Origin of the sequence: Mesorhizobium sp. M7A.F.Ca.CA.002.09.1.1 (assembly GCF_003998555.1) — a bacterium.
Lineage (GTDB): Bacteria > Pseudomonadota > Alphaproteobacteria > Rhizobiales > Rhizobiaceae > Mesorhizobium > Mesorhizobium ciceri.
This window is the reverse complement of sequence record NZ_RZRR01000649.1, coordinates 1-3,287: the sequence shown is the minus strand read 5'-3', so window position 1 is coordinate 3,287 and position 3,287 is coordinate 1. Positions and strand designations below refer to the sequence as shown.

The window sequence follows — 3,287 nt, the reverse complement described above, 5'->3', positions numbered from 1 at the left end:
CCATATGCGCTGGTTCGAGAGCCATGCGGCGGAGGGCGTCACCATCGCCGACCTCTCCGACACGATGAGCGGCTTCCTGCTCACGGGGCCGAATGCGCGGGAGATTCTGGAGCGCACGACGCATCAGGATGTTTCCGGCGCAGCATTGCCGTTCATGGCCTGTGGCGCATTCGACATCGGTATGGTGCAGGCACGTGTGGCGCGGCTGTCGATCGCGGGCGAACTCGGCTTCGAAATCAGTTGCCCCGTGACCATGCACGCCACGTTGCGCGACACGCTGCTGGCTGCGGGCGAGGATCTGGGCCTTGCTGAAATCGGCTACTATGCGCTCAATGCGCTGCGGCTGGAGAAGAGCTTTGGCATCTGGTCGCGTGAATTCACGCAAGGCTATACGCCGGGCCAGACCGGTCTCGACCGCTTCATCGCTTTCGGCAAGAGCGACTTCATCGGCCGCGAAGCAGCGTTGAAACAGCGGGAGGCCGGCAGCGGCCAATGCCTGGTGACGCTGGAAATCGATGCGCTCGACGCCGATGCCAGCGGTTTTGAGCCTGTCTGGCATCAGGGCCGACGCGTCGGCTTCGTCACCTCGGGCGGCTATGGCTATACGGTCGGCAAGAGCCTGGCGCTGGCTCTGGTCGACCGCGATTTCGCGGGCGAGGGCACCGCGCTCTCCGTGCATGTCGTGGGTGAGGAACGGCCGGCGCGTGTCGTCGCGGCCTCGCCCTACGATCCCCTGGGCAAGGCAATGCGGCAATGAGGAGGATTTCCGATGGTCGATGACGCGGCACGGGACGGCAGGCGCGAGCGCCGGCGTGGACGCACGGGCGAGGCCGGTAGCGAAAGCAGCCGCCGTCCCAATTACCATTCGCTGAAGAACCCGTTCCTGCCGCAGCCGATCTTTTCGGACGACCAGGCGGCTTCGATCCACGACACGGCGCTGCGGGTGCTGGAAGAGCTCGGCATCAAGGTGCTGCTGCCGCAAGCGCGTGAGCATTTTGCCAATGCCGGCGCCCTGGTCGATCCAGACACCGACATGGTGCGCATCGGCCGTGACATGGTGACGGCGGCACTCGCCTCGGCGCCGAAGTCGATCCACGCTTACGCCGGTTCGCGCGCCCGCGATCTGACGCTGGAGCTCGGCTCGATGACCTTCCTGGCCGGGTGCGGGGCGCCGAACGTCACCGATCTCGAGCGCGGCCGGCGGCCGGGAACACTGGCGGATTTCGAGGATCTGATGCGGCTGGTGCAGCATTTCGATGTGCTGCATATGCTGGGGCCCTGCATCGAACCGCAGGATGTCGACAACCGCTTTCGGCACTATGCCGTCAACCGCGCGCAGTTGACGCTGTCGGACAAGCTCCCGTTCGTCTTCGCGCGCGGAACGCCGCAAGTCGAGGACGGGTTCGAGATGCTGCGGCTGGCGCGCGGCTTGTCGGAAGAGGAGTTTCTGGCAAGCGCGCATTGCTACACCGTCATCAACACCAACTCGCCGCGTCAGCTCGACATTCCGATGGCGCAAGGCATCATCGATTTCGCTCGCGCGGGGCAGGTCTCCGTCATCACGCCGTTCTGCCTGGCGGGCGCCATGGCGCCGATAACGGTCGCCGGCGCGCTGACGCTGCAGCATGCCGAAGCGCTGGCCGGGCTGACGCTGGCGCAGATCGTGAGGCCGGGTGCGCCGGTCGTCTACGGCTCGTTCTCCTCCAATGTCGACATGAAATCCGGCGCGCCCGCCTTCGGCACGCCCGAGCACGTCAAGGCGACGCTGGGCGCCGGCCAACTGGCGCGCTTCACCGGGCTGCCTTGGCGGTCCGGCGGCGGCAGTGCGGCCAACATCTCCGACGCACAGGCCGCGCACGAGACGCAGTTCGCGCTGTGGGGCTCGGTGCTGGCCGGGGCGACGATGTGCATCCATGCTGCCGGCTGGCTGGAGGGCGGCCTCAGTGTCTCCTTCGAGAAACTGATCACCGACATCGAGGCGCTGCAGACGGTGGCTGAACTTTGTGCTGCGACGCCCGGCGACACCGACACGATTGGTTTCGAAGCTATCGCCGAGGTGCAGCCGGGCGGGCATTTCTTCTCGGCCGGCCACACCATGGCGCGCTATCGCACCGCCTTCTATGAACCGCTGGTGGCCGACTGGTCGAATTTCGGCAACTGGACGCAAAGCGGCTCGAAGACGGCGAGCGAGCGCGCCACCGGCGTCTGGAGGCGGGTGCTTGCCGATTTCGCGCCGCCGACCTCGGCCGTCGCCACATCAGGCGTGCTGGACGAGTTCATCGCGCGGCGCACGGCAGAGGGCGGAGCAGCGCCGGTGTCTTGAGGCTGGCTCCCGCTGATCGCCCTGGTTGTGGCGTGATCCGGAACCTATAGCGCCTCCCGCGCATTCAAGGCTGCGGCCGGTGCACTGCGCACCGGTGTGCTGTTTGAGGGGAGGACGACATGGGTTTCGACCAGTATCACGAACCGCCTGAAGAACTGTCGCAGGAGGTGCGGACCTTTGCCCGCATGATCACCTCGCTGATCGAGGAGGCGGAAGCGATCAGCTGGTACGAACAGCGCATGTCGGTGGAGAAGGACCCGCAGGCGCGCGCCATCATGAAGAACGCGCAGGGCGAGGAGTTCAAGCATTTCGGCATGGATCTCGAATTCCTGCTGCGCCAGAAGAAGGACTGGCGCGCGGAACTGAAGGAAATCCTGTTCACCACGGGCGACATCGTCAAGGCCGGGGAGCGGGGCGAGAAGAAGGTGGACTAGGGTATGTCGATATTCAGGTGAGGCCGGCCTGCAAACGACGGCTTTCTGCGCTTCCGGTGCTCACGGACCCGAATGTCCGCTCCGCTCCGGTTCTCAAAAGCCATCATTTTCGGCTCGGCCTGACCTGAATCTCAACACACCCTGGCTCAGCGTTTGACAAATTCGCCAGGTCCTGCTGCTGCGATTAATCGCTGTCGCGCGCGACCAGTTCCAGCGGCCAGACCTCGCGGATGATCCGCGGACCCTCCGGGCCGGCGAAGGCGGGAAGCGACGCCAGCAGCATTTCCGCGAGCCGTTGTCCCATCGGCTCCAGCGCCGGGCGGAAGGCGGTCAGGGCTGGCGAGAAATAGCGGCAGAGCGGCGTGTCGACGATGACGGTCACTGCCATGTCGTGACCCGGCCTGATACCCATCTCTGCCAGCGCCTTGCAGCCGCCCAGCGCCATCGCGTCATTGTTGAAGATGATGGCGGTCGGCGGAGCCTTGGAGCGCATCACCTGCGGCGTCACCCCGTAGCCGCCGGCCTCGTTG

The 3,287-nt window shown here is 65.7% G+C and carries 4 protein-coding genes; 3 read left to right on the top strand and 1 reads right to left on the bottom strand.

From position 1 onward, the window contains the following. The 3 genes from EN994_RS23815 to EN994_RS23805 form a co-directional block, all read left to right on the top strand. Window positions 1-757: aminomethyltransferase family protein (locus tag EN994_RS23815; protein ID WP_164746118.1), on the top strand; the 757-nt coding region annotated here is incomplete at its 5' end. 12 nt (window positions 758-769) lie between these two features. Continuing rightward, window positions 770-2,323, top strand: a complete 1,554-nt coding sequence (locus EN994_RS23810) for a trimethylamine methyltransferase family protein (protein ID WP_063168293.1) — start codon at window positions 770-772, stop codon at window positions 2,321-2,323. 119 nt (window positions 2,324-2,442) lie between these two features. Further along, window positions 2,443-2,757, top strand: a complete 315-nt coding sequence (locus EN994_RS23805) for a hypothetical protein (protein WP_013530988.1) — start codon at window positions 2,443-2,445, stop codon at window positions 2,755-2,757. A 184-nt stretch (window positions 2,758-2,941) separates the two neighbouring features. Here the strand turns inward: EN994_RS23805 and EN994_RS23800 are convergent. After that, the coding region (locus EN994_RS23800; RefSeq protein ID WP_164746117.1) for a substrate-binding domain-containing protein at window positions 2,942-3,287 on the bottom strand (346 nt) is incomplete at its 5' end.

Bases quoted from the DNA above. Each gene is read 5' to 3' on its own strand.
- EN994_RS23810 (WP_063168293.1), top strand. From the start codon at position 770: ATGGTCGATGACGCGGCACGGGACGGCAGGCGCGAGCGCCGGCGTGGA.
- EN994_RS23805 (WP_013530988.1), top strand. From the start codon at position 2,443: ATGGGTTTCGACCAGTATCACGAACCGCCTGAAGAACTGTCGCAGGAG.